Raw genomic sequence first — 26596 nt, 5'->3', positions numbered from 1 at the left:
TTCTATCGCATAGGGGACAACAGCATGACTGCTGAATACAAAGTGGACGGTGCCATCGCCGTCATCACCTTGAACAATCCGCCGGTCAACGGCCTGGGACTATCCACGCGGCGGGGCATCGTCGAGGGGCTGGACAAGGCCTATTCCGACCCGGCCGTCAAGGCCATCGTCATCACGGGTGCCGGCAAGGCTTTTTCGGGCGGTGCCGATATCAACGAGTTCGGCAAGGAAGAGGCGTATCGCGAGCCGCACCTGGTCTCGCTGATCAACTCCCTGGACCAGGGCAGCAAGCCCGTGGTGGCCGCCATCCATACCGTCTGCATGGGCGGCGGGCTGGAGCTGGCGCTGGGCTGCAACTACCGCGTGGCCGCTCCCGGCACCCTGGTGGCCCTGCCTGAAGTCAAGCTGGGCCTGCTGCCCGGTGCAGGCGGCACGCAGCGCTTGCCGCGCGTGCTGGGCGTGGAGACCGCGCTGAACATGATCGTCAGCGGCGAGCCGGTCAAGAGCGAGCTGCTGGCCTCCATCCCCGGCCAGAAGCTGTTCGACAAGATGGCCGCCTCGCCCGAGTCCCTGCTGGACGAGGCCAAGGCCTTTGCGCTGGAAGTGGCCGACAAGCACGCGGCGGGTGGTCCGCTGCCGCGCGTGCGCGACCTGCCCTGCAAGCATCCCCAGGGCGACGCCTACTTCCAGTTCGCACGCAACATGGTCAAGGGCATGGCCAAGAACTACCCGGCCCCGGCCCGCTGCGTGGACACGGTGGAGAACGCCGCGCGCAAGAAGTTCGACGAGGGCATGGCCCTGGAGCGCGAAGCCTTCATGCAACTGATGTGGTCGCCCGAGTCGCGCGCACTGCGCCACCTGTTCATGGCCGAGCGCGCGGCCTCCAAGATCGCCGACGTGCCCTCGGACACGCCAGTGCGCGAGATCAAGACCGTGGGCGTCATCGGTGCGGGCACCATGGGCGGCGGCATCTCCATGAACTTCCTGAACGCGGGCATCCCCGTGACCATCCTGGAGACCAAGCAGGAAGCGCTGGACCGTGGCGTGGCCACCATCCGCAAGAACTACGAAGCCCAGGTCAAGAAGGGCAAGCTCACCCAGGAAAAGTACGACCAGCGCATGGCCCTGCTGAGCACCACGCTGTCGTATGACGCGCTCAAGAACGCCGACCTCATCATCGAGGCCGTGTTCGAGGAACTGGGCGTCAAGGAAACCGTGTTCAAGCAGCTGGACGAAGTGGCCAAGCCCGGCGCCATCCTGGCCTCCAACACCTCCACGCTGGACGTGGACAAGATCGCCGCCTTCACCAAGCGCCCGCAGGACGTGGTGGGCATGCACTTCTTCAGCCCCGCCAACGTGATGAAGCTGCTGGAAGTGGTGCGCGGCAAGCATACCGCCAAGGACGTGCTGGCCACCGTGATGAAGCTGGCCAAGAAGATCAAGAAGACCGCCGTGGTCTCGGGCGTGTGCGACGGCTTCATCGGCAACCGCATGATCGAGCAGTACTCGCGCCAGGCCGGATTCCTGCTGGACGAAGGCGCCACGCCCGCCCAGGTGGACAAGGCGATCGAGAAGTTCGGCTTCGCCATGGGCCCGTTCCGCATGGGCGACCTGGCCGGCAACGACATCGGCTGGGCCATCCGCAAGCGCCGCGCTGTCGAGCGCGCCGACATGAAGTACAGCCGCACGGCCGACAAGCTGTGCGAGCTGGGCCGCTTCGGCCAGAAGACCGGTGCTGGCTGGTACGACTACCAGGCGGGCAAGCGCGACGCCATCCCGTCCGAGCTGGTCAACCAGATGATCGAGTCGCATCGCAAGGAGCTGGGCATCACCCCGCGCAAGATCTCCGATGAGGAAATCGTCCAGCGCCTGGTCTTCGCCCTGGTCAACGAAGGCGCCCACATCCTGGAAGACGGCATCGCCGGCAAGTCGGGCGATATCGACATGGTCTACCTGACCGGCTACGGCTTTCCCATCTGGCGCGGCGGCCCCATGCACTATGCGGGCGAGGTCGGTCTGTTCAACGTGGTCCAGGCCATGAACCGCTTCGCCAGGAACCCCAACGACGACGCCGATTTCTGGCAGCCAGCCCCGCTGCTGGCAAAGCTGGCGGCCGAAGGCAAGCAATTCAGCTGAGACGTGCGGCGCACGAACTTTTTGCGAACCACCGCAAACCCGCCATACAAGGAATATCCATGACATCCGCCGTGATCGTTTCCACCGCCCGCACCCCCCTGGCCAAGAGCTGGAAGGGTGCCTTCAACATGACCCATGGCGCCACGCTGGGCGGCCATGCCGTGCAGCACGCCGTGCAGCGCGCAGGCGTTGACCCCGCCGCCGTCGATGACGTGATCATGGGCTGCGCCAACCCCGAAGGCGCCACCGGCATGAACATTGCGCGCCAGATCGCGCTCAAGGCCGGCCTGCCCATCACTGCGTCGGGCATGACCATCAACCGCTTCTGCTCCTCGGGCCTGCAGACCATTGCCACCGCATCGCAGCGCATCATCGCGGGCGAGGGCGATGTCTACGTGGCCGGCGGCGTGGAATCCATCTCCTGCGTGCAGCAGGAAATGAACCTGCACATGATCCAGGACCTGGCCCTGGCCAAGCAAAAGCCCGAGATCTACTGGAGCATGCTGCAGACCGCCGAACAGGTCGCCAAGCGCTACGGCATCGGCCGTGACGCCATGGACGAATACGGCGCCGCCAGCCAGCAAAAGGCCTGCGCGGCCCAGGCGGCCGGCCTGCTGGATGCCGAGATCGCCCCCATCACCGTGACCATGGGCGTGGCCGACAAGGTGCGCGGCCTGATCACCAAGGAAGTGACCTGCAGCAAGGACGAGGGCGTGCGCGAGGGCACGACCAAGGAAGGAATCTCGGGCATCCGCCCCGCGCTGCCGGGCGGTGTGATCTCGGCCGGCAATGCCAGCCAGTTCTCCGACGGCGCAGGCGCCTGCGTGGTGGTGAGCGAGGACTATGCATCGCGCAACAACCTCAAGCCCATCGGCCGCTTCCTGGGCTTTGCCGTCGCCGGCTGCGAGCCTGACGAAATGGGTATCGGCCCCGTCTTCGCGGTGCCCAAGGTGCTCAAGAAGCTGGGCCTGACGGTGCAGGACATCGACCTGTGGGAGCTCAATGAAGCCTTTGCCGTGCAGGTGCTGTACTGCCGCGACAAGCTGGGCATCCCCAACGACCGCCTCAATGTCAACGGCGGCGCCATCGCCCTGGGCCATCCCTACGGCGTCTCGGGCCAGCGCCTGACGGGCCATGCCCTGATCGAAGGCAAGCGCCGCGGTGCCAAGCGTGTCTGCGTGACCATGTGCATCGGCGGCGGCATGGGTGCCGCCGGCGTGTTCGAAGTGCTGTAAGTACAGGTGGCGGCTGCGGCCGCCACCGCCTGTTCCCGTTACTCCTGTTGGCCGCACGCGCTCCCTCTGGCGGCGCCTGCGGCTTCTTTTTTGATTCCGGACCCCACCATGCGCCTGCGTTCCACCATCGATTTCCTGCTCTATGAATGGCTGCGCGCCGATGCGCTGGGCGAGCGCGAGCGCTTTGCCGACCATTCGCGCGACACCTTCGATGCCGTGCTCGACACCTGCGAGCGCATCGCCCGCGAGAAATACGCCCCCTTCAACCGCACCGTGGACACGCAGGAGCCGCAGTTCGACGGCGAGAAAGTCATCCTGCCCCGGTGCACCCACGATGCGCGCCAGGCCTATGCCGACTCGGGCATGCTCAGCGCTGCCCAGGACTACGACATCGGCGGCATGCAACTGCCCTACACCGTGGAGGCGGCGGCCAACAGCTTCTTCGCGGCGGCCTCCATCAGCATCGGCTCCAACATGCTGACCTCGGGCAATGCCAACGCCATCATGGCCCACGGCACGGACATGCAAAAACAGGTCTTCGCCGCCAACGAATTCAACGGCCGCTGGGCCGGCACCATGTGCCTGTCCGAGCCCCAGGCCGGCTCCTCGCTGAGCGATATCGCCACCCGCGCCGAGCCCGATGGCGCCGACTTCGAGAGCGATGCGCTGGGCCCGCGCTACCGCCTCAAGGGCAACAAGATGTGGATCAGCGCGGGCGATCATGAGCTGACTGAGAACATCGTTCACCTCGTGCTGGCCAAGATCCCGGGGCCGGACGGCAAGCCCGTGCCCGGCGTCAAGGGCATCTCGCTGTTCATCGTGCCCAAGAAGCTCGTGGACACCGAAGGCCAACTCACCGGCGAGCGCAACGACGTGGCCCTGGCCGGCCTCAACCACAAGCTGGGCTGGCGCGGCACCACCAACACGCTGCTGAACTTCGGGGAAGGGCGCTTTCCCGTGCGCGGCGGCGCCGGGGCCGTGGGCTACCTGGTCGGCAAGCCCGGCGAGGGCCTCAAATGCATGTTCCACATGATGAACGAGGCCCGCATCTCCATCGGCATGGCCGCCACCATGCTGGGCATGGCGGGCTACCACGCCAGCCTGGACTACGCGCAGAACCGCCCGCAGGGCCGGCCGATCAAGGGGGCGCCGGGTGCAGCAGGCAAGGATGCCACGCGCCCCCAGTCGCGCATCATCGAGCACGCCGACGTCAAGCGCATGCTGCTGGCGCAGAAGTCCTATTGCGAAGGCGCTCTGGCGCTGAACCTGTTCTGCGCGCGCCTGGTCGATGAGCAGCACACCGGCACGCCCGAATCCGTGGCCGAGGCCCGGCTGCTGCTGGAAGTGCTGACCCCCATCTCCAAGAGCTGGCCCAGCGAGTTCTGCCTGGAGGCCAACTCCCTGGCCATCCAGATCCACGGCGGCTACGGCTATACGCGCGACTTCCCCGTGGAGCAATACTGGCGCGACAACCGCCTGAACATGATCCACGAAGGCACGCACGGCATCCAGGCCATGGACCTGCTGGGCCGCAAGGTGCTCATGGAAGGCGGCAAGGGCCTGCAGCTGCTGGCCACGCGCATCAACGACACCATCCAGCGCGCCATGGCCCGGCCCGAACTGGCCGGCCATGCCAATGAATTGGCCAAGGCCCTGCAGGAAGTCGGCGCCACCACCAAGGCCGCATGGGCCACCGACGATCCTCAGGAGGCCCTGGCCAATGCCGTGCCGTATATGCAGGCCTTTGGCCACACGGTGCTGGCCTGGACCTGGCTGGACGTGTCCCTGGCCGTGCTCGCCAAGGACGCCGCCCTGGCCGAACCTGCCAACGCTGGCCGCATGGCCGCCATGCGCTATTTCTTCCGTTACGAACTGCCCCGGATAGGCGCATGGCTCAAGGTCGTGCGTGAGCGCGACATGACCTGCGCAGAGATGAGTGAAGAGGCGTTCTGAGGGAGTTGGCAGCACGGCTGCCGGAGGATGCAAAAAAAGCGCGGACCATGTGGTCTGCGCTTTTTTTATTTCAGGGATTTTCAAGGTTACCGGAGAGCCTGGCCTGCTCCTTGACCCATTCCCTGGTTTTTCCGCGAACGCACCATTCGGGGTTTTTGACCCAGTCCGTGAAATATATGGTGGGGTGCCCTTCCAAGATATTGCAGCGTGTATAGCCAAGTTTGGGCATTGCATAGTATTGCAAGGGAGTTATGAGGGCAAGGCAAGAAGCCATGATTATTAATCCTGCCAGCATGGCTGCGTTAAAGCTGCGTTCGGTTACCTTTAAAATTGATGTTTTGCATGGTATTGCCTTGGATAATGAAGAAATTAGACCAACTGCCAATATTACGGGAAAATATGCTACGACTGGTGCTCCGGGTGTTATTCTTATTGATGCTGATAATTCAACGAGATCCTTAATGTCATTAAATATTGCATGCTTAATGTACCAAATGCAAAGAATAAAAACGAAAACATCTAAAGGGATGCCCCAAGTCAAGGTTTTCCTTATTTTTTTTTGCGTCCAACATTTTATTGATTAGTTTTTGCGATTTGTACGGCACATAAATTCATTTTTGAAAATTTCTGTGGAACACTCGTTAAGTTTATACTCTATCTGATGATTTGTTTTATGATTTTCCAGATTGAGTTTGTCGATATTTATTCGATATATTCCTTGAGGCATGCTGCTTGTGGAAATGCGTAGCATGTTGATCACATGTTGTTTGATTTTTAAATCATCGTCTATTTGATTCAAGATGATTCCTGTGACAAGTACGGCCACTGCCACAGCAGCCAAAGGAAGAATTGCAAGGGACGTTGCCGTTGCAAGCTTTATTCCCAAGCCAAGGCCCACCATCGTCGCCAATCCCGCCTTGACCGCCTCCACCCCAATCCCTCCCACAAGATCATGCATGGTCTTCTCGTCATTGAAGATGAAGTCCAGTGTCTCTATCCCGGTGCCCACCACCAGGCTCAGAAGAAACCCGCCCTTGGCCACATTCTGCAGACCGCGAATACCCAGGCCCATCTGGACCATACGTGGATTGGCGGCAAGGAATCGCGTGCCTTGCAGCAGCTGGTGGCGAAGTCCCGCGTAGCCCGTGATGATGATATAGGTGCCTGTGGCGGTTGTCTTGATATAGGAGCGGGCACCGGCCAGGCCCAATGCAATCAGCGTTTTGGTGATCAGGTACGCGTCGCTGACCATCAGGGAGGCGGGAGCGACCCAGGGTTTGCCTGCATTCGGGCTGGCGATGTGTGTCCAGTATCGCCCAAGCGCACTGTGGGCCAGCATGGCATGCAGCGTGGCCGCCAGGCGAGGATTGTTACGCGCCTTGTCGCTCAGTATGTCTGCGTATTCCTGTGGCGTGAGCACAATGGCATCGATCTGTTTTTGCTCCATTTGGCGAGCAAGCATGTCGGCATAGCCGATCTGATAGAAGGTGGCGGCAATGGAGGCTGGCATGGTGTATGGAGACGCTGGATCAGGAGCGGAATCGAGAATTCCAGCCAATGCGCCTTGATCAATAAAGGCAATTTGACGGAAATGAGTGGTTGCAAGCAGGCGAATAATCCGCTGTCAGTGTCCAAGCGGGTTTCTGATGTTTGCTGTGCGAAGAGTCCTCATTTGATTTCATGGTCTGCACGAGGTCAATCAAAGAAGTCGCCCACAGATCATTTTCAGAATTATCCTTAGGACAATTCCTAAAATCAGGTTTGAAATGCCAGGTGAATAGAGATGCTGCCAATGAGCGTTTGGTCCCAGGCAGCGCCATTCGCCATGGGCGGTATTCACGGGGCACAAGCGCAGGCTGCCCGGCTCGGCCACGGGCATTTGCGGTGAAGGATGCGGGGAGAGGGGGTCCGTACCGCCGCTGCGCTTGCGGGCAGGCTGTTGGACCGGGGTCTGGGCTAAGGTCTTATCGTGCCGAATGCTTGCAGACGAGGACTCAGGGACCGGGTGTCAGCGCATCGGAAGCCGTGCAGGCGCTGAAGGCCGCCTGCCGGAGGGTGCATGCCTCAAAGATCCAGTCCGAGGTAACGCGTGCCCGGCACGGGATTGAAGCTCACCGGCTCTGCATCCGCAAAACCCAGGGACTCATACAGCCGCTGCGCAGCCTGGAACTCGGGCAGCACGTCCAGGCAGATGCGGGTGTAGCCCGCATGCCGCGCGGTGTCCAGGATGCCTTCCACCAGGCGGCGCCCCAGGTTCTCGCCGCGTACCGTGGGGCGCACGTAGACACGCTTCATTTCGCCTGTCTGCGCATCCACCTGGCGCAGGGCGGCGCAGCCCACGGGCTGGCCGTCTTTCCAGGCCAGCAGCACGCAGCCCTCGGGTGCGGCGTACTTGCCGGGCAGGGCGGCGAACTCGGTCTCGAAGTCCTGGAAGTCCAGGCTCACGGTGGGGCTGGCCACGTATTCCCGGAAGATGCGGACCACGGCGTCGAGGTCTTCGGGAAAGTGGGCGGGGCGGATATCGGTCATGGGGGCAAGGGGTCAAGCCCTGTTCAAGGGCGCTGCTCAGTTGGAATGAAAGCGCACAAGGATAGGGCAAGACGCCCGGGCCGCCGCCGATCCGCTACAGCATGGGCACCACGCCCAAGCACAGGGCATCGTCGTGCGCCAGGCTGGCAACGGTATAGCCCGCAAGTCACTCCTTCAGGGGCGCCTGTTCAGTGCTTTCGCACCTGCCGGTTTGCCTGGAGATCTGTGCTCCAGCTTTCAGGCATTTGTCTTTCTCCACATGGTTCAGGATCAGCGGCGCCAGCCACGCTGCCAGCAAGGCAAGCGCCAAGGGCAGCACGCCAAGCACCCACAGCATCCACTTCGCCTCACGCCGGAAATGCCCGGAGATTCCTGCGTTGGGCGATGCGGGATCTTTCATGGCGATGGCACCGCCTCAACTGCACAAGCGCAGATTGGTGCGCGCAGCCTTGAGCATGGGCAGCACCACATCGGCATCGGTGGGTGGATAGGCCTCGCGCAGTTCCTGATCCGTCTTGCCAGCTTCCTCGGCCAGCGGGGCCAGGGTCTGGCGGCAGGCGGCTGCGTCGCCCGAGCGAAGCTGCGCCAGCGCCAGGTCGTTGCGCAGCCAGCCCTTGGTAACCCCGGTCAGCACCTCATCGCAGTCCTGCAGCACCGGCGCCAGCGTGGTCAGCGCCAGGCGGTAGTCCTTGGCGTCGTACGCGCGCTTGAAGTTTCTGCGCGATGCGGCAATGGCCTTGTCCGTGCAGCCGGGTGTGGGCCGAAGGTAATCGCCACCGAACCAGGCCCGCATGCCGCAGAAGTCCCGGCATGCCTCGGCGGTGGCCGTGTCGACCCCGACGCGCTGGCCTGCAGGCGTGAAGTCCACGGCGCAGGCCGAATTCGCCATCCTGGCCCGGCCGTTGGTGATGGTGCCTTCCAGCTCACAGGTATGGCCGTTGGCACCGACGGTCTGGATATGGAACTTGCCATTGGCCCGCACCACCAGATCGCCACCCCCGCCCTTGCGCACATAGGTGCCTGCTGAGGGCGTGGTGATCTGTGCGCAGGCCAGGCCGATGTGGCAGGTGAGGACCAAGGGCGACAGGCGGAGCAGGCAGTTGGTGAGTTGCATGGGCAGGGCTTTGGATTTGCGGCGTGTACGAGGGCGCAGGAATTGCAGCGAGTGTATCGATCAAGGCCGTTTTGCATGGCGGGTTCGTTTGTCTGCGGACGGTACGGCGCAGTGCCCAGCTACAGTGATCCAGAATCTTGCAGCTCACCATGGACACTACAAAGCACATCAATCCAGACCACTATCTGGAAACCGAACAAGGTCGCCTGTTCACCCCGGAACGCAGTGCTGCCGCATGGGAGTTGGCGTACCGGGACTTGGACAAAGCACTGTCTGCCGGCTCGCCCGCGACCAAGCTCTATGTGGTGGTGGGGGTGCAAGCTGCAGGCAAGAGCAGCTGGATTCAACAGAACGCCGCAGCGTTGGGTGGTGATGCGGTGTTCTTTGATGCCGCCCTTCCGAAGACGGTGCATCGTGAGCGTGCCATTCAGATTGCCAGATCACATGGCGTGCCCGTAGTCTGTATTTGGCTCAAAGCCGATTTGCAGACCGCCTTGCGGAGGAACACGCAGCGGCGAGCCGATCACCAAGTGCCGGAGCAGGCCATTCGCAGCGTGTTTGCCATGTTCGAGCCGCCGAGTGAGCAGGAAGGGTTCGCGGTAGTCCATATCGACGACACCGAGCCGGCCCCCGGGAGCTCCATCCAGCCCATGGGGCCGCGCCAGTTCCCGTCCCTTCAGGATCTCGACCAGCAGGTGATTGTGGGCTGGCGAGCTTGCGAGATGGCGTTGGCCGTAGGCGGCCGCTGGGATATGGATGAATCAGGTCGGCAGCACTGGGTACCTGGCGAAGCAGTCTGGAGCCATCCGCAGGTGCCCTATCTCCAGTTCATCGAGATTTGGATCCAACTGGTGGACGGACGTGTCTGGTCAATGCTTTCCCGTATCGAGGATGGCAGCGGGTTTCACGGCCTGTACCTTGTGACTCCAGAGGCGTCTGAGTCGGGTCCCGGCGTGCATGCATCCATTGGTTACCGTGACCGACTGCTGGCTGAGTTGCCCTTGGGCCTTGTGCGGATAAAAGACATGCGCCGGGATGCAGATGGCTTTGTCGTGGAGATGTGCATGCACATCGGCCAGAAAGTGGTTCGGTTCCTGTCAGGGGAGGTCTATGAGCGGGGTCAGGGCCTGTTTGAAGTCATAGAGCTTGATGAATCGATACTCGTCCAGATAGAAAGCTAGATGCAGCGAGGCATTGGGCAGCAATCGCTGATGTGCCTTTTGCCGTCAGCATGTCCTGATGTGGAAAGCGCGCAGAGACAGGCTCCTCACAACCCCAGATGCAAAGCCTCCCCCGGCCCCTGCGCAGGCACGGCGCAGCAGATCAGGGCCTCGCCCGCTGGCACGGCGAAGGAGGGTGGCGAGGCATAGGTCACCCCGCCCTGCAGCACACGCGTGCGGCCGTCGCCGCAGCTGCCGCCCCGGCAACCGAAGGCGGGCTCCAGCCCACGGGCCTCGGCCACTTCGAGCAGGCTGCCGTCGCCGGGCTTCCAGCGCGCTTCCTTGGCCGAGTCGGCAAAGATGATGCGGACAGGCTGTGTGGCGGGTGCCGGCAGTTCGGCGGCGGGGGCTGCACCGGCCATGGATCGCTTCAGGGCCGAGGGACCGAAGGCTTCTGCGTGGATGCGCTCGTCGGGCACATTGCGTTCGCGCAGGCCGTCATAGGTGGCCTGCATGAAGGCGTCCGGGCCGCAGAGGTAGAAGTCGTAGTCGTCCCAGGGCAGGGTGGCTTTCAACAGGGCCATGTCGATGTGGCCCTCATGGTCGTAGTCGCGGCCGGCCTTTGCCGTGCCGGGCTGGCTGAGCGTTCGCACCCAGTGCACCTCGGCATTGCCGGCCTTCACCAGTTCGGCAATCTCCGTGTCAAAGGCCCGTTCGCTGCGCGTGCGAGCCGCCTGGAACAGCCAGGTGGGCCGCAGGCTGCGGGTGCGCCGGCCTTCGTGGACGATGTGGCGCAGCATGGCCAGCAAGGGCGTGATGCCTATGCCCGCGGCCAGCAGCACGGCGGGGCGGCGCAGGGCCGCATCGGCGGTGAAGCTGCCAGCGGGCGGGCGGGCCTCGACCAGATCGCCGGGCTTCAGGCCATGCAGATGGCTGGATGCGCGGCCTTGCCTCTTGACGCTGATGCGCAAGCGCCCGTCCGAAGGCGCCAGCGACAGCGTATAGGTGCGCTGCAGATGGCTGCCGTCCGCCAGCGTGAGGCGCAGCGGCAGGTGCTGGCCGGCCAGGGGGGCCACCGTGGCCATGCCATCGGCCGGCTCCAGGTAGAGCGAGCGGATGGTGGAACTCTCATCCACGGCCTGCGCCACCCGGAACGGTCGCCACTGCCGCCCCAGCCGGGCGGCGGCCAGGCGCTGGCTGGCATCGGCCCAGCTTCCGGTCATCTGCAGGTGGGGCGACCAGCCGTCGGCCGCCATGCTCCAGCGCAGCGGCAGGGCGTCGGGCCGGCGCACGATGCGGCGGGGCTTGAAGGTCCACAGGCGCTCGGCGCCCTCGAAGGCGGCGATTTCCGGGGAGTCGAGGATGACGCTGGCATCGCCCGTCATCTGCAGCATTTCCCCGGTTTCGGAGTCGATGAACAGCAGGCCCGCCTTGGGATTGACCAGGAAGTTGCCCAACGTCATGAAGAACAGGTTGCCCGAGAAGTCGGGGATGGTCAGCGTTCCATCGGCGTCGATCCGCACAAAGCCCGGCTTGCCGCCACGGTGGGAGACATCGACCTGGCGCAGGCCATCCTCCCCATCAACGTAGGACGCCACGTAGAACGTGTCCGCCTGCGCAATCAGCTCCCGCGCGCGCGGGTCCAGCGATGCCAGTTCGACCGCCGGCACCTGCGTGGGCTCCCCGGCAGGCCGGACAAACCGGACGCTGCGGTTCTGGATATAGCGCGGGCAGTTGCCGAAGCTCTGGACCACGCCGATGTCGAAGGCGTCCGCCCCATCAACGCCTGTCTTGCGCCGCACGGTGCCGTTGAGCCGGTTGCGCCGGCGCGTCATGGGGTCCATGCCCAGCAGGCCCACGGCATGGCCATCGGCCAGGCCCGGCTCGGCCGGGTCGGCCGCATCGCGGCCCGCCGCCACATGCAGGGTCAGCGGGTCGGGAGAGTGCAGGAAGCCCGGCTCACCAGCCCGTACCGTGGCCCAGGCGTCGCCTTGCGCATCCACGCTGCCCAGCACCACGAAATGCAGCAGCGGATAGAACTCTCGGTGCTGGTCCAGCAGGAAGGGGCGCAGGAACTTGCGGCCCGGCATGTCCATGCGGCCCACGACGCCAACGCTTTGCTGGATCGCCAGTTCGCCCGCATGCCAGGGCGAGGCGGGGTTTTGCAGGGGTTGCGGGTGCATGGTGCGCTCCTTTGCCGGGGTTTCAGGTGAGGTGTGGCTCAGGCACTCAGGCCCGCAGGCCGGCCGGTGTCTGGGCGAATGCCACGAAGCCCGGCAGCGCCTCGATGCGGCCCAGCCAGGCGCGCACCTCGCGGTAGGGTTGCATGTCCACATTGCCCTCGGGCGCGCTGGCGATGTAGCTGTACAGGGCCACGTCGGCAATCGTGGGCGCGCTGCCGGTGAGAAAGGGGCGGGTGGTCAATTGCGCCTCGATCTTGCCGAGGATGGCGTGGGCGCGGGCTATCACTTCCTCGGCCTGGAAGGGGGCCTTGAACACCGTGACCAGCCGGGCCGCCGCCGGGCCGAAGGCAATGGGGCCGGCGGCGATGCTCAGCCATTTCTGGATCTCGGCCTCGGCCCGGGCGCCCAGGGGCATCCAGTCCTGGCGGTCCAGCTTGCGCGCCAGGTAGACCAGGATGGCGTTGGAGTCGGCAATCACCGTACCGTTGTCATCCAGCACCGGCACCTGGCCCAGCGGGTTCAGCGCCAGGAATTCGGGTTTCTTCTGCGCGCCGTTGGCCAGGTCCACATGGACCAGCTCATGCTCCACGCCCAGCAGGCCGAGGAAGAGGCGGGCGCGGTGGGCGTGGCCGGACAGGGGGAAGTGGTAGAGCTTCATTGCGGTTCCTTGGGGTTGGTGAAGGCGCCGGTTGTCGGCGCCACGGGACGTATCCTCCTTCTTCGCCCGCATCTTTAGAATCCCTGGCGGCGGCAAGTCACTCTTGCGGGAACGCGAACAAAGCGCCGGCGCAAACCTGGGCAGTCCTGCGCGGTCCGCTCGCAGCCGGGCAGACATACGACACAGACAAGGCAGGCACAGATGGATCGCTTCCAGTCCATGACGGCATTTCTCGCAGTGGTGGACACGGGCGGCTTCGCCTCGGCCGCACGTCGGCTCAAGGTCTCGCCCTCGGTGGTGACGCGCGCGGTTTCCGACCTGGAGGAGCGCCTGGGCGTGCGCCTGCTCACGCGCACCACGCGCTTCGTGCGCGTGACCGAGGCCGGCACGGCCTATGCCGACAGCTGCCGCCGCATCCTGGCCGAGCTGGAAGAGGCCGACGAGCATGCCGCCAGCGCCCACGCCGCACCGCGTGGCCGGCTCACGCTCACGGCGCCCGTGAACTTCGGGCGCATGCACGTGCTGCCCGTGGTGCACGACTACCTGGGCCGGTTTCCCGAGGTGGACGTCAACTGCTGGTTTGTGGACCGCGTGGTCAGCCTGGTGGACGAGGGCGTGGACGTGGCCGTGCGCATCGGCGATCTGCCCGACTCCTCGCTGCAGGCCATCCGCGTGGGCAGCGTGCGGCAGGTGCTGTGCGCTTCGCCCGCATACCTGGCCAGCCACGGCGTGCCCCAGCGGCCCGAGGAGCTAGCGCAGCACACCACCATCACCGCATCCGGCCTCACCTCCACGCCCGAATGGCGGTTTCTTGAAGGCGACAAGGCCCTGGCCGTGCGCCTTCAGCCGCGCCTCATGTCCATGACCAACGAGGCTGCGGCAGACTGCGCCCTGGCCGGGCAAGGCATCACGCGCCTGCCGCTCTACCAGATCGCCAAGCCCGTGCAGGACGGCGCACTGCGCCTGGTGCTGGAGCCCTTTGAGCGGCCGCCGCTACCGATTCATGTGGTGCACCGGGAAGGGCGCCATGCCGCGCACCGCGTGAGGGCGTTCATCGACATGGCGGTGGATGCGCTGCGGGTGGCGGCGTTGAAGTGGTAGCGGGGCCAGGCTGGGTTGTCCTCGGCACACTGCCGGCAAGTCTGCCTATTGAAGTCACTGCATAATCCGGACGGCTAGTCATCTTTCTACAGGCAGGCACTTTCATTCAATGAGTATTGATGAGTGGGCGGTAAGAGCCGGTGCAATTTTTTGATAGATCCATGAAATCCCTTGTTGCTTTTGTTTTAGTGGCGGGCAGCGCATGCCTTGTTCGTGCTGAACCGGTTTTGGACTGGAATGTTCTCGGATTCGATGCCCAGGGCAATCCCACCAAGAATTCTCGTCACTCATCTCACAGTAATGCTCAGAGAAAACTGAACCTGCTATGCGGCGCTGAAGCGGCAAACGGGTCTCCTCTGCCTGAAACCGTAAGCGTGCGCATTGAAGTGAGGCCCTTCTCCAGCGGTGGTCCGCAGGGAAAGCGCATCTTCCGCAGCGCTGAAATCACCTGCAATGAAGTCCGGCGCGAAAAAGATGCCTTGTCTAAACATATTCCGGTTCCCAGGGCGCGAAAGGCCGAGACCCTGCACGTTCCCAGTGTCTGGGACTGATTAATACTCGTGCCCGTAGCTTTCTCCACCTGATGCGGTGAAATCGCTCGGTCTTCTATGCCGGTACCCTCAAAACTGCGCCGTCACGCCCAAATACAAGCGCCGTCCATCCAGCGTCTTGCCGTAGTCGGCGAGGTTCACCGTCTTGTCCAGCAGGTTGTACAGGCCTGTGAACAGCTGGATGTTGGGCGTTGCCTGGTAGCTGGCGCCTATGTCCACCAGGGTGTAGGCGGGTAGCTGGGCCGTGCCACCGTCGATGCTCCTGCTTTTGTAACGGGCCTTGCCCCAGAGCTTGATCTGGCCTGTGATGTTCCAGTCCGCGCCCAGATTGAGCATGTGGCGGGGCAGGTTGTTGAGAGGCCTGCCGGCATCCGGTCCGCTGGCCACGTCGCTGGAGGTGAAGGTGTACGAGGTGTTGAACCGACCTCGGCCCAGCGGCAGGGCGATGGGCATGCCGTAGGCCAGCTCCAGTCCCTTGATGGTGGCCGAGCTGACATTGACGTACTGGTTGATGCGCGAGCGCACTTCGCCGTTGTATTCGCAGGCGGGGGCGGAGGTGGGGCTGGTGCAGATGGTCTGCGTGCTGATCTTGTCCTTGAAGTCGGTTTGGTAGGCGGTGATGCTGGCGTTCAAGTCCTGCGCGGGCGTCCAGTTCAGGCCGATTTCGTAGTTGGTGCTTTTCTCGGGCTTGAGGTTTTTGTTGCCCATGTCCCAGGCCGCTCCACGCGCTGCGATTTCCACGATGTTGTCGTCGGCCTGCTTGAGGGTGGGTGCCTTGTAGCCGCCGCTGATGCCGCCCTTGAGGGTCAGTGCATTGCTCATTCGGTAGATGCCGTACAGGCGCGGAATCCATTCGCTGCCGTAGTGCTGGTTGCGGTCGTAGCGTATGCCGCCCACGACGGAGAAGCGGTCGGTCAGGAAGTATTCGTCCTCGGCAAACAGGGCCATCTGCCAGCGTTCGAGGTTGATGTTGCGCGATCCCGGAAAGCGGCTGCCGTCATGCGCAGTCTCTTCGTTCTTGTACTCGGCACCGAACGAGACCATGTGCCGGTCCAGCGGCACGACGGTCTTGGACTGCAGGTAGGTGGCCCGGTATTCGGACTGGTAGGCGCCATTGGTGATCTGCACGTTCTCCCGCGTGATGAAGGAGCTGGTGCGGATGCGCGAGCCCCATTCGATGTCATGCGTCAGCGCGTAGTAGTTGCGTTCGTTCTGCACCGAGCCTGCGGCGCCCGTGCGGGCCGTGCGCTCGTTGTCCCCGGTGCCGCGCGTGGCCTGCAGGCCCAGGGTCTGGTTGCCGGTGAGTTTCCAGGCCAGCTTGGCGGTGATGTCGCGGTTCTCGCGGGCGGCGTAGCCGCCGGTGAACCGGTCCTCATGACGCTTGAAGCGCGAGCCGTACAGTGTCAGGCCCAGCCGGTCCTGTACCAGCGGGCCGCTGAGGTAGAAGCGCTGCTGGCCCTCGCTGCCGGCCTGTGGGTTTTCCTGCATCGTTCCGTCCACGGTGACGCTGCCGGTCCATTGCGTGGACACCTTCTTGGTGATGATGTTGATCACCCCGCCCAGCGCGCTGGATCCGTACAGCGACGACATGGGGCCGCGAATGACCTCGATGCGTTCGATGGCCGACATGGGTGGCAGCCAACTTGTCTGCTGCGCGCCGCCAAAGCCGTTGTAGTAGGCCTGGGAGGAGCTGCCCAGGGGCCTGCCGTCCACCAGGAACAGGGTGTAGTCCTCGCCCAGGCCGCGGATATAGATCTGCGTGGATTCGATCTTGCCGCCCGCACCTCCCTCGATGGTGACGCCTGGAATGTCGAGCAGGGCATCGGTCACGTCGCGGTAGCGCTTGCCTTCCAGCTCCTTGGCTGTCACCACGGTGATGGAGGCAGGCGCGTCGGCCAGCGATTGCTCGAAGCCTGTGGCGGTCACCACCACTTCGGACAGCTTGCCTTCGCCGGCCGCCTGCTGTGCATGGGCCAGCAGCACGGTGCTGCCGGTCAGCAGACAGGCTAGGCCTTTGCCGATGAGGGTGAGCGGGTGTGCAGGGGTGCAGGCCCTGGCCGGCTGCAGGAAAGAGTCGATCACTGGTTGGCTCCGGTCGCTATTGAAAATGGGGTTGTCCGTACACGACGGCACGCGCCGCCGGGCAGGCGGTGCGGGTGATGGGTTGGGGTGGGGTGGGGCGCTCGCCCGGGCAACGGTCAAGCGGGGGCTGCGCTGCAGGCGGCTGGCTAAGCCGGCTCAGGGCTTGCGGGGGGCGCAGGTTCTGGATCTTGCGGTGTCATGGCGCTGGCCTTGCAGCTTTCAAATTTAAAATACGTCTGATTCGTATTTGTATCTAACATTCCTGATCAACGTCTGACCGATGAAGCTGCTCGTTGTTGAAGACCACCAAGATTTGCGAGCGCTGTTGCAGGCCCATCTGGAGCGCATGGGATTCGCGGTGGATGTGGCCGCCACCGGACGGCAGGCGCTGGACGCGCTTGCCGTCACCGACTATGAGGCCCTGATCCTGGACCTGGGGCTGCCTGACATGGATGGCATGCAGGTGCTGGCCCGCTGTGATGACCGCCGCCGCAGAACCCCCTGCATCATCCTCACGGCACGCGACGCGCTGGAAAGCCGTCTGGCCGGGCTCAATTGCGGCGCCGATGACTATGTGCTCAAGCCCTTTGACATCTCCGAGCTGCAAGCGCGCGTACGCGCCGTGCTGCGCCGTGCCCAGGGCGGCCGCGAGCCTCGGCTGAGCCTGGGCAATCTGGCCTTTGAAACCGATTCCCGCCATGCGACCGTGGATGGCAGGCACATCGATCTGCTCCGGCGCGAGGCCATGCTGCTGGAGGAGATGCTGCGCGTGTGGCCCCGCATCGTGGTCAAGGAACGCATGGAAGAGCACCTGTACGCCTCGCGCGAGAGCGTGACCCTGAATGCCGTGGAGGCGCTGATCTCGCGCCTGCGCCGCAAGCTGCGCGACGGCGGCGCCAATGTGCTGATAGATACCGTGCGTGGCGTGGGCTATCGCATGGTCTTGCCCGCTGCCGCGCATGAAGAGCACCAGTCTTGAGCGGCGCGTGCTGTTGGGGCTGGCGCTGGCCTTTGCGGCTGGCGCCGGAGCACTGTCGCTGTCGCTGTACGACACGCGCGACCAGCTGCGCCGCGTGGCGATGGTGATCCAGGCGCGGGAGATCGCCGAAGGCTTCACCATGCAAAGCGATCCGGCCCGGCTGCCCAAAAGCCATGCGGGCGGCGAGCTGTCGTACACGCTGTATTCGCCCGAGGGGAGGGTGCTCTGGTTCTCCGACAACCTCCAATCCCCGCGCCGCCTGCGCCTGCCGCCCGACGGTGCGCGGGCGCCGCTGTTGCGGCTGCCCATCTACAGCGGCCAGGTTGTCAACGTGGCCGCACCGCTGGCCGATGGAGCCACCCTGATGGTGGCCAAGCGCGATGTGCTGGAGCGCCAGGCCATTGGTGATCTGCTGCACGCCAAGCTGCTGCAAAGCCTGGTCATGCTGGTGCCTGTAGGCCTGCTGGCACTGCTGCTCATCTACTGGATGATGCGCTGGACGCTCAGGCCCGTGCAGCAGGCCGCACGTTTTGTGCAGGGCATGAAGCCAGGTCAGGTCCAGCCCATTCCGACCGCCCGGCTGCCGCGCGAACTGCTGCCGCTGGCCGAAGCCGTCAACCGCGCACTGGAGAATCTGGCGCAGTCGCTGGCCAACGAAAAGCGCCTGGTCGCCGACGCGGCGCATGAACTGCGCACGCCCCTGACCGTGCTGGACCTGCGCCTGCAGAAGGCGCGCACGGACCCCAGCCCCGATTGGCAGGCCGTGGACGGCGACGTGCGCTACCTGCGCCGCGTGGCCGAGCAGCTGTTGCTGCTGGCACGCCAGGAGCAGGACCTGGGCGCAGGCGAGGCTGCTCCCGCAGCAGCATCCACGCATCTCACGCGGCTGGTGAGGGAGGCCATCGCCGCAATCCTGCCGTTGTTCGAGGCCGGCTCGCGCAGCATGCAGGTGGACCTCATCGATGGCGTGCACTGCCAGGGCGACGCAAGCCTGCTGCACACCGCCATCTACAACGTGCTCGAGAACGCCTTTCAACATGGCCAGGGAGATGTCTTGGTGGCCATGACGGTGGTTGAAGGTGACGTGATCCGCCTGACGGTGGCCGACCAGGGGCCTGGCGTTCCGCCCGACCGGCAGGAAGCCATGTTCACCCGCTTCAGCAAGGCGCGGCCCGGCAGCAGGGGCGCTGGCCTGGGACTGGCCATCACCCGCAAGATATTGCGCAATGCAGGCGGGGAGATCCGCTTTCTGGGCAGTCCCCATTGCGAGCTGGAACTGTGCTTCAGGAGTGCATCGCATGGGGCTGTTGCGCCAGGGGCCATTGGCAAACAAAACTAGAATGATAGTCATTATCGTTATCGATTCATCACCTCTCCCCGGCCATGCCCACCCCTTCCGCTTCTTGGACCGCTGCGCGCTGGCACCAGCTTTTCTGTGCCTGCCAGCAGCAACTGGTGTCCTATCTGGCCGGCAAGACCGGCAGCCGTGATGAGGCGCAGGAGCTGGCCCAGGAAACCTGGCTGCGCCTGGCCGATGCGCCGCCGCAGCTGCCCGATGGCAGCTCGCCCACGCTCGAAGCCGCGCGGGCCTACCTGTTTGCCACGGCCAAGCACCTGGCGATAGACAGGCTGCGCCAGCGCGGTGCGCAGCAGCGCTGCATGGACGACTGGGCGCAATTGCAGCCCGAGGCCGAAGGCGATGTGGCCGACCGCGCCATGTACCGGCAGGCACTGGCCGTGGTGGAGCGCACGATTGCAGACCTGCCCGAGCGCATGCAGGCCGCCTTGCTGGCCCACCGCCTGCATGGCGAGCGGCAGGCCGACATCGCCCGGCGTCTGCAGGTCTCCCTGAACACCGTGGAGCGTGACCTGATGCAGGCCGATGCCTGCCTGGAAGCCGCCTTGCTGCGCTGGCGCGGCGGGGTGGAGGCGGGCTTGCAGGCCTCTTCCAGAAAGCGGCGGCGGCGTGCCCTTGGCGCACTGCTGGGCGTGGCCGGCATGGCCTGCGCGGCCTGGCCTGCCTGGCAGATGTGGAGCCGCCGCGTGCTGTGGCAAGGTGAACTGGCCAGCGCCACGGGCGTGCAGCGCAGCCTGGAACTGCCCGATGGCAGCGTGCTGCGCGTGGATGCCGCCAGCCGCGTGGCACTGACCTACCGTGCCGACCTGCGACAGGCACAGCTGCTGGAAGGCGCCGCCTTCTTTGCCGTGGCGCGCGATGCGGCACGGCCCTTTGTGGTGGAGGCCGGCCCCTTGCGCGTGACCGTGCTGGGCACGCGCTTTGGCGTGGAACTGGAGCCCGATGCGGTGCGCGTGCAGGTGGAGTCGGGCCAGGTGCGGGTGGAGCATGCGGCCACCGGACGCAGCCAGTTGCTGCAGGACAGCCAGTCGCTGCGCATTCCCCTGGACGGCGGGGCAGGAGATGCCGACGGCGCTGCCTGGCAGCCGCAGCTCCAGCAACGGCCCGCGGCCTGGCGCGAGGGCGAACTGGTCTTCGAGCAGGAGCCGCTGGGCCGCGTCGTGCACCGTCTGGGCCGCTACACGCGGCGCCGCCTGGTGGTGGAGGAGGGCGCGGCGCAACTGGCCATCAGCGGCCATGTGCGCATTGCCCAGGCCGAGCGCTGGTTGCGCGGGCTGCCGCAGTTCGCCCCGGTGCAGGTCAGCGTGCTGGACGACGGCGGGCTGCGGATTGCGCGGCGCGGCGGGCGCGCGGAGCCGTGAAGTTTTTTTCAGGGTTTTTGGGAGTGACTCGTATTTGCATATGAAAGGCCGGGCGCCCTGCCTGTGCCGGCGATTCGCAATGAGCCTGTCTTCCAGAAAGTCCTTATGTCCGCTCCCAAGTCCTCCCGATTCCGATTCCGATTCCGCCTCCGTCTCCGCCGCACAGCGGTTTTTCATGCATGTGCAGGCCTGGTGCTGGGCCTGCAACTGCAGTTGGCCGCCGCGCAATCGGTGTCCTTCGACGTGCCGGCCCAGCCGCTGGCCCAGGCGCTGAGCCTGTTTGCGCGCCAGGCGGGGCTGCAGCTCACCTACTCCTCCGAACTGGTGCAGGGCCGGCAGGCCCCGGCGCTCAACGGCAGCCACGATGTGCGCCAGGGCCTGGCGGCATTGCTGCAGGGCAGCGGCCTGCAGGGGCGCATCGAGGGCGGCACGCTGACGCTGCTTCCCGCTGCGGCCAACGCGCCTGAGAATGCACACCGCCTGTCTGAGATCACCGTGACGGCCGGCGACCAGTATGTGAGCCTGCTGCCCGCACCCTACGCCGGCGGGCAGGTGGCCAAGGGCGTGCGCCTGGGCGTGCTGGGCAATACCGGCAACATGCAGGCGCCGTTCAGCACCACCAGCTACACGTCCGAGGCCGTGCGCAACCAGCAGGCCGGCACCATTGCCGAGGCGGTGAACCGCGACCCTTCCGTGCGCTACACCGTGCTGCCGGGCGGCAACGTGGACAACCTCTATATCCGGGGCTTTCCGATCTGGGAGGGCAACTCGGGCGAGATCGCCTTTGACGGCATCTACGGCATTGCCCCCAACTACCGCGTGCGCACCGAGTACGTGGACCGTATCGAGGTGGTCAAGGGGCCGGGCGCGCTGCTGTTCGGCATGTCGCCCAACGGCTCGGTGGGCGGCGTGATCAACATCGCTCCCAAGCGCGCCAATGAAGATGTGGCGCGGCTGGCCACGGGCTGGACTTCGGACAGCCTATGGCGTGCCCATGCCGACGTGGGCCGGCGCTTTGGCGACGAGGCCCAGTACGGCATCCGTGTGAACGCCAGCAAGTACGGCGGCGATACGTCCATGGACCATCAAAGCACCGACGGCCATGTGCTGGCCGTGGCGCTGGACTACGAGGTGGAGCGCTTCCGCGCCACGTTGGACCTGCTCTCGCAGGACGAGCGCATCGACGGCGTGGGCCGGCCCATCATGCCCACGGGGCTCTCCTCCATGCCTGCTGCGCCCGACGGCACACTCAACGTGACCCAGCCCTGGGAATGGTCCAGGAATCGCGAGCGCGCCGTGCTGCTGCGCACCGAGCTGGACCTCACGCAGCAGCTCACGCTGTTCGCCAACATCGGCCAGTCGCGCGCCAATGTGGACCGCATCTATGACTCCGCCCCGCGCCTGACCAGTGCGGCGGGTGCCACCAGCATCACGCCCACCTATGCGGTGTTCGACGTGGACCGCAGCACCATCGACGCGGGCCTGCGCTCGCGCTTTGCGCTGGCCGGTGTCAAGCATTCGGTCACGCTGCAGCTGGCCAGCTACCGCGAGGATTTCCACCGTGCGCTGCAGGCGGGCTCGGCGGTGGCGTCCAACATCTATGCGCCTGTTGCCCATGCGCCGCAAAGCATTGCGCGGCCTTCGGCCATTCCGCGCATCCATGACAACCGCAACACCAGCCTGGCCCTGGTGGACACGCTTTCGCTGCTGCAGGACAGGCTGCAACTGTCGCTGGGCCTGCGCCACCAGGCCATCAAGTCCACCAACTACAACGTGCTCACGGGCGGCGCCGCCAATGTCTACGACGAGAGCGTGACCACGCCCGCCGTGGGCGTGGTCTGGCGCCAGGCGCCCAACTGGAGCCTCTACGCCAACTACATCGAAGGCCTGAGCAAGGGCGACATCGCCCCGCCCGCCGCCAGCAACTACGGCGAGGTGCTGCGCCCCTACAAGAGCCGCCAGTACGAAGTGGGCAGCAAGTACGACTTCGGCAGCTTCATGGCCACGGCCGCCCTGTTCAGCATTGAAAAACCCAGCGGTGGCCTGGACCAGGGCGTCTACAAGACCAACGGCGAGCAGCGCAACCTGGGCATGGAGCTGTATGCCTACGGCGAGGCCGCACGCGGCCTGCGCCTGCTCGGTGGCGTGACGTGGCTCAAGCCCGAGATCACGCGCTCGGCCACGCCTGCGCTGGTGGGCAACCGGCCCATCGGCACTTCGCGCCTGCTGGCCAACCTGGGCGTGGAATGGGATGTGCCCGCCGCGGAAGGCTTGACCCTGGTCGGCGACCTGGCCTACACCGGCGCCCAGTTCGTGGACCAGGCCAACCGCCTGCGCATCCCGGGTTGGACACGCACCGACCTGGGCCTGCGCTATGCCACCCGCATCGCGGGCCGCAAGACCACGCTGCGCGCCACAGTGCAGAACGTGGCCGACCGCAAGGCCTGGGCCGGCGTCACGTCCTGGGGCGCTGTCTCGCCGATGATTCCGCGCACCTTCGTGGTGTCGGCATCGATGGATTTCTGAGGTCGGCGCGGTGGCTGGGCGGGCCGCGCTCTATGCTTGAGGCATGAACGCAAGCAAGACCCTGCTGATCATCTACCACTCCATGACCGGCGGCACCCGCCAGATGGCCGAGGCCGCGCGCGACGGCGCAGCGGCCGAAGGCCAGGGCGTGCAGGTGCGCCTGCTGCACGCCTGCGAGGCCGGCCCGGACGATGTGCTGTCCGCCGACGGCTACCTCTTCGCCACCCCGGAAAACCTGGCCGCCATCAGCGGACAGCTCAAGGACTTCTTCGACCGCAGCTACTACGCGGCGCTGGACCGCATCAACGGCCGGCCCTATGCCAGCCTCATCTGCGCCGGCAGCGACGGCCAGAATGCGGCCCGCCAGATCGCCCGCATCGCCACCGGCTGGCGCCTCAAGCCCGTGGCCGAGCCCCTGATCATCTGCACCCACGCCCAGACCACCGAAGCCATCCTGGCGCCCAAGCAGATTGCCGCAACTGAGCTGGAACAGTGCCGGGCGCTGGGGGAGGCAATGGGGGCCGGGCTGGCGCTGGGGGTGTTTTGAGGGTTGCCGGCATCTTGGGTGCCCTACATTTCTTGGTGGCCCGGTCGCCCGGTGTGGCTCAGCCGAACAGGCGCGACCAGAATCCGCCTTTTCCACCCACCTGCTGCCGGGCTCCCTGCATGTGGGCGCGTATGCCGAGCAATTGGGCATCGTCCGGATCGTGGCGCAGGGCGATCTCGACCAGTTCAGGCTGAAGGTGCGAGGCCTTGAGCTGGCCCAGGGCCCTGAGGGCGGTGACCTTGTGCGCATGAACGAAGCTCATGCTGCGAACTTCCCATGGCGCTTGCTGTTGCTGAGGCGAAAGCTGCGCATAGCGGCGCTCGGCTTCGGCCACGATGTCGAGGACGTCCTGGTGGTGGCTGGTCTCGTTGAGATAGGCGCACGCGGTCTGCGCGCAGTCCAGATACAGGCCGGTATCAAGCGCGTAGTCCTCCATCAGCAGCAGGGACAGGTCGGTGGCTTGCTTGCGGTTCCCCAGTTGCCGATAGGCATGGCGCAGGTTTTCCAGCAGGGCCTGGAAACAGGTCTGCTGCAGCCCGGCTTCGAGGACGGCGGCCGCCTGCTCGTACTGTTCCTGCGCGTTGTACAGCACGCCCAGGTTGTTGCAGCACATGGCATAGGTGTGGATGTCCAGCGCGGCGGGCGCGGCCTCCCGGCCGTTTGCCGGCGTGCCGGCGCTGGCGAAGCGCTCCAGACAGCGTTCGTAGAGTGTGGTCTGCAGGCGTTCGATTTCCTGCAGGGCCGCTGCATCCGTGTCGGGGCGCTTCCACTTGCCCACGGTCACGCCGGCCGTGTAGTAGTCGGGTGCCGCCGGGCTATCAGCCAACTCGGGATAGGAAAAGATGCTGCGCCAGGGCACGGCATGCTCCATCTCGAAAATGCGGGCTTGCAAGTCCGCCTGGGGCTGCAAGGCATGAGACTTGCGGTAGGCGGCCAGCGCGGGCTCGGGTTCGTCCAGCCAATAGTGGGCACTGCCCAAATAGCGGTGTCCATAGGCATTGCCTGGTGACATTGCCAGTGCGCGCTGCGCCCATTCGCCGACCTGGCGCAATGCCGCACTGCGGTCCTCGGTGAATTGGTCACTGGAATCGAGATACACCAGGCACAGCATCAGCCATGACCATTCGCTACCCTGGCCTGATTCGGCAGTGGCCTGAATGCTGGCCAAGAGGCTGGCAATCGCTTCATTGTCCAGATGGCTGAAAACCGTGGTGCCGGACCATAGCGCATGCATTCGCGCGTGGTCGCCCTGGCTGAAGGCATGCATTCCTTGGGAAATCAGTCGTTCCATGGTCTGTTGGGAATATTGTGGGAGGCGCCATCGTATCCGCTGTGTTTGACAGGAGGATGGGGCACCACTCAATGGGAGCGATAAGACGCCCGTGCAGACAATGTCTGAACAACAGGTCAAAGCCCCGTCAACTGCGGCAATGCCTTCTCGCAGGCCTTGCGGCACAGGTAGCGCAGGTCCTGTTCACCATCTTCACTGCGCAGGTAGCCGGCGCCGGCGGCGTTGATGTTCCATTCATAGACCTTGCCCGAGCGCAGCAGCCGTCCGCTGAAACTGCAGGGCAGGATGATGGATTCCTCGTGGAAGCTGCCAGCCGAGACTTGCTTTGCCGTCGCGAAATAGCGGGCCACGTCGGCGGCGTCCAGGCTGACTTTCTCGCATCCCATGGTCTCGCCCGTGCCTACGGAACGGGTGACCGGGCCGATGACGGAAATGGGTGCCGCCTTGGCCGCGTGTTTGTGCGTGGGCGTGGCTGTGGATGTAGATGAGGCCTGCAACGGCGCATGCAGGCACAGCATCACGGCAGCCCAGGCGGCAATGCGCAGGCTGCGAGAGGGATTGTTGAAAAGCTGGCTGGATGGCATGGCTCAGGCTCCCGTGAAGATGTAGCGCAGCAATTGGGCGCCTTCGGTCGCCTCCTTGCGGGCAATGGCGCCGTGGGAGTAGACATCGGACAGCAGCTTGAGCTTGTAGTGGTCCACCAATTGCTGGGTCAGCCATTTGGTCTGGAACAGCTGCGATTGGGTGGGCGCCTCGTAATCCTTGGTCGATGGCAGGAAGCGGCCCACCACCTCGATGCCCACGGAGTCGCTGTTGGCCGGATAACGCAACGGATAGGCCTTTGTGTTCTCGTGCGATGACACATTCTTGGCCCGCTTGCTGAAGCTCAGGCCCTTTTGGTGCAGCAGGGCATTGATGTTCTTGAGTTCCGTGGGATCGCAGGTGCTCTCGTTGACGCAGCGCGGCTGAAGAATTCCCACATGCCAGCAGATGCGCTCAAGGCTGGCCGTCTGGTAGATCTTCCCGTCCTTCTCGATCAGGAAGTGCGCCCCCGTCTTCTGGCCGCTCTTGTAGGCATTGAGCACGCTGGCGGCCGTGGACGAGTCAGTGCGGTGCAGGACGATGGAGGTGACGGACAGCAAGGCGCCATGCTCTATGGACGGATAGGTCTTGACTTCGACGCTTTTGTCTACCATCAATCCTTTTTCGATAGTGGCCAATTATTTCTCCCTCTTTATCCCGGCTGAATGAATGCGAATGGCGGAAAGCCGGGAGAGCATACGTGGCATAGGGATATGAATGATTCAAAATGTACAATTCATGCCTGATTGGAAATATCTTGAAACAATTAAGGGGATTTATGAAGTCTTGATGAATGGTGAGCGCATGTGTTCATGTCTTTGCATCGGCCATGAAGTCCCTCATGGCCTTGTACACCTGTCTAATGGGTTTTGATTTCGATGATCATTCCGAAGATCAGCGCAATCCACAACCCAAAAAGAGTGCCAAGAGAATTCAGGAAAATATATTCAAGATCCTTAGAAAACGGACCATTCATGGAAAAAATCAGAGAAATGCCAAGATATGGAATGGAGCCTGCGATGGCTCCATAAATCGAAAGATTCAATAGTGTCAAACGGTTGTGTTTATTCAGCATGAATATGCCAGGCAGACCCAGAATGACGAAGCCTGTGTAGCTGCAGGCCCAAATCGGGAAGATCAGCAAGCCGATCCAGCTGTCCCCGCTGATTCTTGCTGTGGCAAGAACTGCCAATATCACCGCGGGGAAAAATGGCGCAGCCAAGCATGCGGCAAGCATTCTGGGCGTAATGC

The 26596-nt window shown here is 64.3% G+C and carries 23 protein-coding genes; 12 read left to right on the top strand and 11 right to left on the bottom strand.

Annotation, left to right across the window (positions count from 1 at the left end; genetic code table 11):
• Positions 1 to 24 precede the first annotated feature (24 nt).
• The 4 genes from ACF8ML_RS13375 (at position 25) to ACF8ML_RS13360 (ending at position 5908) form a co-directional block, all read left to right on the top strand.
• Positions 25 to 2136: a 3-hydroxyacyl-CoA dehydrogenase NAD-binding domain-containing protein gene (locus ACF8ML_RS13375; RefSeq protein WP_392407224.1), complete on the top strand. Its 2112-nt coding sequence runs from the start codon at positions 25 to 27 to the stop codon at positions 2134 to 2136.
• A 59-nt stretch (positions 2137 to 2195) separates the two neighbouring features.
• A complete protein-coding gene (locus ACF8ML_RS13370; RefSeq protein ID WP_016446755.1) occupies positions 2196 to 3371 on the top strand; it encodes an acetyl-CoA C-acyltransferase in 1176 nt (391 codons plus the stop codon).
• Positions 3372 to 3479: 108 nt separating this feature from the next.
• Positions 3480 to 5324, top strand: coding sequence for an acyl-CoA dehydrogenase (locus tag ACF8ML_RS13365; RefSeq protein ID WP_392407223.1), 1845 nt, complete (start codon positions 3480 to 3482; stop codon positions 5322 to 5324).
• 272 nt (positions 5325 to 5596) lie between these two features.
• Positions 5597 to 5908: a hypothetical protein gene (locus ACF8ML_RS13360; RefSeq protein ID WP_392407222.1), complete on the top strand. Its 312-nt coding sequence runs from the start codon at positions 5597 to 5599 to the stop codon at positions 5906 to 5908.
• Here the strand turns inward: ACF8ML_RS13360 and ACF8ML_RS13355 are convergent.
• The 4 genes from ACF8ML_RS13355 to ACF8ML_RS13340 form a co-directional block, all read right to left on the bottom strand.
• The gene (locus tag ACF8ML_RS13355; RefSeq protein WP_126312197.1) at positions 5905 to 6834 is read right to left on the bottom strand and encodes a hypothetical protein; all 930 of its coding nucleotides are present in this window, start codon (positions 6832 to 6834) and stop codon (positions 5905 to 5907) included. The genes ACF8ML_RS13360 and ACF8ML_RS13355 overlap by 4 nt on opposite strands.
• Before the next feature lie 554 nt (positions 6835 to 7388).
• Complete coding sequence (locus ACF8ML_RS13350; RefSeq protein ID WP_034392704.1) at positions 7389 to 7853, bottom strand: GNAT family N-acetyltransferase; 465 nt, start codon at positions 7851 to 7853, stop codon at positions 7389 to 7391.
• Positions 7854 to 8019: 166 nt separating this feature from the next.
• Positions 8020 to 8253, bottom strand: coding sequence for a hypothetical protein (locus ACF8ML_RS13345; RefSeq protein WP_096916058.1), 234 nt, complete (start codon positions 8251 to 8253; stop codon positions 8020 to 8022).
• A gap of 15 nt (positions 8254 to 8268) precedes the next feature.
• Positions 8269 to 8967: a hypothetical protein gene (locus ACF8ML_RS13340; protein WP_199961511.1), complete on the bottom strand. Its 699-nt coding sequence runs from the start codon at positions 8965 to 8967 to the stop codon at positions 8269 to 8271.
• 149 nt (positions 8968 to 9116) lie between these two features.
• On the opposite strand from ACF8ML_RS13340, the gene ACF8ML_RS13335 reads away from it, so the two are divergent.
• Positions 9117 to 10148: an AAA family ATPase gene (locus ACF8ML_RS13335; protein ID WP_392407221.1), complete on the top strand. Its 1032-nt coding sequence runs from the start codon at positions 9117 to 9119 to the stop codon at positions 10146 to 10148.
• 86 nt (positions 10149 to 10234) lie between these two features.
• On the opposite strand, the gene ACF8ML_RS13330 is transcribed toward ACF8ML_RS13335, so the two are convergent.
• Both ACF8ML_RS13330 and ACF8ML_RS13325 read right to left on the bottom strand, forming a co-directional pair.
• The gene (locus ACF8ML_RS13330; protein ID WP_392407219.1) at positions 10235 to 12310 is read right to left on the bottom strand and encodes a pyridoxamine 5'-phosphate oxidase family protein; all 2076 of its coding nucleotides are present in this window, start codon (positions 12308 to 12310) and stop codon (positions 10235 to 10237) included.
• Positions 12311 to 12356: 46 nt separating this feature from the next.
• Positions 12357 to 12968, bottom strand: coding sequence for a glutathione S-transferase family protein (locus tag ACF8ML_RS13325; protein WP_252651796.1), 612 nt, complete (start codon positions 12966 to 12968; stop codon positions 12357 to 12359).
• Positions 12969 to 13169: 201 nt separating this feature from the next.
• On the opposite strand from ACF8ML_RS13325, the gene ACF8ML_RS13320 reads away from it, so the two are divergent.
• Both ACF8ML_RS13320 and ACF8ML_RS13315 read left to right on the top strand, forming a co-directional pair.
• Positions 13170 to 14069, top strand: coding sequence for a LysR family transcriptional regulator (locus ACF8ML_RS13320; protein ID WP_046987936.1), 900 nt, complete (start codon positions 13170 to 13172; stop codon positions 14067 to 14069).
• Between the two features lie 161 nt (positions 14070 to 14230).
• The gene (locus tag ACF8ML_RS13315; RefSeq protein ID WP_152683566.1) at positions 14231 to 14620 is read left to right on the top strand and encodes a hypothetical protein; all 390 of its coding nucleotides are present in this window, start codon (positions 14231 to 14233) and stop codon (positions 14618 to 14620) included.
• A 69-nt stretch (positions 14621 to 14689) separates the two neighbouring features.
• On the opposite strand, the gene ACF8ML_RS13310 is transcribed toward ACF8ML_RS13315, so the two are convergent.
• A complete protein-coding gene (locus ACF8ML_RS13310; RefSeq protein ID WP_392407218.1) occupies positions 14690 to 16702 on the bottom strand; it encodes a TonB-dependent receptor domain-containing protein in 2013 nt (670 codons plus the stop codon).
• Between the two features lie 280 nt (positions 16703 to 16982).
• Between ACF8ML_RS13310 and ACF8ML_RS13305 the strand changes: the two genes are divergently transcribed.
• The 5 genes from ACF8ML_RS13305 (at position 16983) to ACF8ML_RS13285 (ending at position 23472) form a co-directional block, all read left to right on the top strand.
• A complete protein-coding gene (locus ACF8ML_RS13305) occupies positions 16983 to 17681 on the top strand; it encodes a response regulator transcription factor (RefSeq protein WP_043790363.1) in 699 nt (232 codons plus the stop codon).
• Entirely contained in the window at positions 17662 to 19020 is a 1359-nt protein-coding gene (locus ACF8ML_RS13300) for a sensor histidine kinase (protein ID WP_392407216.1), read from the top strand. Before ACF8ML_RS13305 ends, ACF8ML_RS13300 begins: the two co-directional genes overlap by 20 nt.
• A gap of 44 nt (positions 19021 to 19064) precedes the next feature.
• Complete coding sequence (locus ACF8ML_RS13295) at positions 19065 to 20399, top strand: sigma-70 family RNA polymerase sigma factor (RefSeq protein WP_043790361.1); 1335 nt, start codon at positions 19065 to 19067, stop codon at positions 20397 to 20399.
• 192 nt (positions 20400 to 20591) lie between these two features.
• Positions 20592 to 22925: a TonB-dependent receptor gene (locus ACF8ML_RS13290; protein WP_227740770.1), complete on the top strand. Its 2334-nt coding sequence runs from the start codon at positions 20592 to 20594 to the stop codon at positions 22923 to 22925.
• A gap of 43 nt (positions 22926 to 22968) precedes the next feature.
• Positions 22969 to 23472, top strand: coding sequence for a flavodoxin family protein (locus ACF8ML_RS13285; RefSeq protein WP_047327637.1), 504 nt, complete (start codon positions 22969 to 22971; stop codon positions 23470 to 23472).
• Positions 23473 to 23530: 58 nt separating this feature from the next.
• On the opposite strand, the gene ACF8ML_RS13280 is transcribed toward ACF8ML_RS13285, so the two are convergent.
• From ACF8ML_RS13280 to ACF8ML_RS13265, 4 genes are all read right to left on the bottom strand, one after another.
• Complete coding sequence (locus ACF8ML_RS13280; RefSeq protein ID WP_289087198.1) at positions 23531 to 24835, bottom strand: hypothetical protein; 1305 nt, start codon at positions 24833 to 24835, stop codon at positions 23531 to 23533.
• Positions 24836 to 24879: 44 nt separating this feature from the next.
• Complete coding sequence (locus ACF8ML_RS13275) at positions 24880 to 25347, bottom strand: hypothetical protein (protein ID WP_154834498.1); 468 nt, start codon at positions 25345 to 25347, stop codon at positions 24880 to 24882.
• Positions 25348 to 25350: 3 nt separating this feature from the next.
• Complete coding sequence (locus ACF8ML_RS13270; RefSeq protein ID WP_016446773.1) at positions 25351 to 25959, bottom strand: peptidoglycan recognition family protein; 609 nt, start codon at positions 25957 to 25959, stop codon at positions 25351 to 25353.
• Between the two features lie 245 nt (positions 25960 to 26204).
• Positions 26205 to 26596, bottom strand: a 392-nt coding sequence (locus ACF8ML_RS13265) for a hypothetical protein (protein ID WP_392407214.1), incomplete at its 5' end; no start/stop codon positions are given.

It is taken from the genome of Delftia sp. WSY_10 (assembly GCF_043104705.1).
GTDB lineage: Bacteria > Pseudomonadota > Gammaproteobacteria > Burkholderiales > Burkholderiaceae_C > Comamonas > Comamonas tsuruhatensis.
This window is presented reverse-complemented; position numbering and strand designations above follow the sequence as displayed.

Bases quoted from the DNA above. Each gene is read 5' to 3' on its own strand.
- ACF8ML_RS13270 (WP_016446773.1), bottom strand. From the start codon at position 25,959: ATGGTAGACAAAAGCGTCGAAGTCAAGACCTATCCGTCCATAGAGCAT.
- ACF8ML_RS13315 (WP_152683566.1), top strand. From the start codon at position 14,231: ATGAAATCCCTTGTTGCTTTTGTTTTAGTGGCGGGCAGCGCATGCCTT.
- ACF8ML_RS13275 (WP_154834498.1), bottom strand. From the start codon at position 25,347: ATGCCATCCAGCCAGCTTTTCAACAATCCCTCTCGCAGCCTGCGCATT.
- ACF8ML_RS13360 (WP_392407222.1), top strand. From the start codon at position 5,597: ATGATTATTAATCCTGCCAGCATGGCTGCGTTAAAGCTGCGTTCGGTT.
- ACF8ML_RS13365 (WP_392407223.1), top strand. From the start codon at position 3,480: ATGCGCCTGCGTTCCACCATCGATTTCCTGCTCTATGAATGGCTGCGC.
- ACF8ML_RS13300 (WP_392407216.1), top strand. From the start codon at position 17,662: ATGAAGAGCACCAGTCTTGAGCGGCGCGTGCTGTTGGGGCTGGCGCTG.
- ACF8ML_RS13335 (WP_392407221.1), top strand. From the start codon at position 9,117: ATGGACACTACAAAGCACATCAATCCAGACCACTATCTGGAAACCGAA.
- ACF8ML_RS13320 (WP_046987936.1), top strand. From the start codon at position 13,170: ATGGATCGCTTCCAGTCCATGACGGCATTTCTCGCAGTGGTGGACACG.
- ACF8ML_RS13340 (WP_199961511.1), bottom strand. From the start codon at position 8,967: ATGCAACTCACCAACTGCCTGCTCCGCCTGTCGCCCTTGGTCCTCACC.
- ACF8ML_RS13285 (WP_047327637.1), top strand. From the start codon at position 22,969: ATGAACGCAAGCAAGACCCTGCTGATCATCTACCACTCCATGACCGGC.
- ACF8ML_RS13345 (WP_096916058.1), bottom strand. From the start codon at position 8,253: ATGAAAGATCCCGCATCGCCCAACGCAGGAATCTCCGGGCATTTCCGG.
- ACF8ML_RS13330 (WP_392407219.1), bottom strand. From the start codon at position 12,310: ATGCACCCGCAACCCCTGCAAAACCCCGCCTCGCCCTGGCATGCGGGC.
- ACF8ML_RS13325 (WP_252651796.1), bottom strand. From the start codon at position 12,968: ATGAAGCTCTACCACTTCCCCCTGTCCGGCCACGCCCACCGCGCCCGC.
- ACF8ML_RS13355 (WP_126312197.1), bottom strand. From the start codon at position 6,834: ATGCCAGCCTCCATTGCCGCCACCTTCTATCAGATCGGCTATGCCGAC.
- ACF8ML_RS13370 (WP_016446755.1), top strand. From the start codon at position 2,196: ATGACATCCGCCGTGATCGTTTCCACCGCCCGCACCCCCCTGGCCAAG.
- ACF8ML_RS13350 (WP_034392704.1), bottom strand. From the start codon at position 7,853: ATGACCGATATCCGCCCCGCCCACTTTCCCGAAGACCTCGACGCCGTG.
- ACF8ML_RS13305 (WP_043790363.1), top strand. From the start codon at position 16,983: ATGAAGCTGCTCGTTGTTGAAGACCACCAAGATTTGCGAGCGCTGTTG.
- ACF8ML_RS13295 (WP_043790361.1), top strand. From the start codon at position 19,065: ATGCCCACCCCTTCCGCTTCTTGGACCGCTGCGCGCTGGCACCAGCTT.
- ACF8ML_RS13375 (WP_392407224.1), top strand. From the start codon at position 25: ATGACTGCTGAATACAAAGTGGACGGTGCCATCGCCGTCATCACCTTG.